This is a genomic window from Frankia sp. AgPm24 (assembly GCF_023243055.1).
In the GTDB taxonomy this organism is placed as follows: Bacteria; Actinomycetota; Actinomycetes; order Frankiales; family Frankiaceae; genus Frankia; species Frankia umida.
In genome coordinates this window covers 1-1,626 of record NZ_JALKFW010000055.1, presented here as the reverse complement: position 1 = coordinate 1,626, position 1,626 = coordinate 1, and the positions used below count along the sequence as shown (strand labels likewise).

General features: G+C 66.5%; 1 protein-coding gene. It reads right to left on the bottom strand.

Going from position 1 to position 1,626, the window contains the following annotated elements; genetic code table 11:
• Nucleotides 1-40: 40 nt before the first annotated feature.
• Nucleotides 41-1,503, bottom strand: a protein-coding gene (locus MXD61_RS05585) for an IS3 family transposase (protein WP_374628474.1) whose coding sequence is annotated in 2 segments (ribosomal slippage) — nucleotides 41-1,096 and nucleotides 1,099-1,503 — 1,461 coding nt in all. Because the reading frame shifts where the segments join, the coding sequence is not laid out codon by codon here.
• Nucleotides 1,504-1,626: the final 123 nt, after the last annotated feature.

The window sequence follows — 1,626 nt, the reverse complement described above, 5'->3', positions numbered from 1 at the left end:
CGGAACCCGTCAAGCTGTTTGAGGCAGTGTTGTTCGAAAACTAGCTACTTGCCGGTTCCGGGTCTGGCTGCTCCTCGTCGGGTGGCCGGTTGATCCAGGCGGGTGCTGGGAGCTTCGGTGGGGTCGGGGGTCGGCGGATGAACCGTTCCGGGTGGGCGGCGTAGGCGGCGTCGAGGACCTGGGCGCGGGCCTGACGGACGCTGTCGGCCTGGCCGTGGTGGACGACTGTCGGGGTGAGCATCCCGATCCCGGAATGACGATGATGGTTGTTGTAATGGTCGAAGAAGCGCCGGCACCAGGCCCGGGCCGTCTGCAGGTTCTCGAACGAGCCCGGATAGTCCGGTCGATACTTGAGCGTCTTGAACTGGGATTCACTATAGGGGTTGTCGTTCGATACCCGCGGGCGGGAATGGGACCGGGTGACACCGAGGTCCGCGAGGAGCAACGCGACGGATTTCGAGGTCATGGACGTGCCGCGATCGGCGTGGATCGTCAGCCGCTCCGGAGACACCTGCTGTTTCGCGCAGGTAGAAGTGATGAGATCCTCCGCAAGCGCAGCTGATTCCACCTCCGCGACCATCCAGCCGACAACATAACGGCTGTACACGTCGAGGATGACGTACAGATGATAGTAGGTCCATTTCTTCGGTCCGTGCAGTTTCGTGATATCCCAGCTCCACACCGCGTTGGGTTTCTCGGCGACGAGTTCGGGTTTGATATGGGCGGGGTGGGTGGCCTGGCGGCGGCGTTCCCCGGTCTCGCCGTGCTCGGCGAGCAGCCGGTACATCGTGCGCGGCGACGCCAGGTAGACCCCCTCGTCCAGCAGGGCCGCCCACACCTGGTCCGGGGAGGCGTCGACGAACCGCTGCGAGCGCAGCACGTCAAGGACCCGGGCCCGCTCGTCCGCCGTCAGGGCCGCCGGCTGCCGCCGGGCCCTGTGCGGGATCGGCGCCGGCCGCGGCGGAGCCGGACTTTTCCGGTGCCGCCGATAATGCGTCGCCCGGGACCGGCCCACCGCCCGACACGCCGCGACCGCCCCGACCTTCGGGATCAGCTGCTCAAGGGCTTCCTCGGTCAGCCGTTCGGCGTGTTCGGCGGCGTCGGGTTCCCCTCGGGAGCGCCCTCGGAGAGTTTCTCCAAGAGCGCGGCAAGTTTTCCCTGGACATCGATCACGAACTGGGCCTTCGCCAGTTCCTTCTCCAGCTTCACGTTCTGGGCCCGGAGCTTCTCCAGCTCCTTGTCCCGATCATCGACCGGTGGGCGGCCCTTCGGTTTCGACAACCCGGCCAACGCCCCGGCCTCCCGGGCCTTACGCCACTCCACGATATGCGCCGAGTACAGATTCTCCCGCCGCAGGATCGCGCCTTTCTGCCCGTCCGGGGCCGCCTCGTACTCGGTCAGGATCCGCAGCTTGTACGCCGCCGAGAACGACCGCCGCCGCGCCTTCGGCTCGACCTCCGGATCCGGCCGCCGACCACCACCCTCACCCTCACTCTCGCCCACACCGACATCATCGACCAGGCCACGCCCAGCCGTCCCCACCACAGTCACGATCTTCCTCTCCCAACCCGCCCAGGTCATAAGATGATAGCCATCGCCTGACTCACCTCATCTTGACGGGTAGGG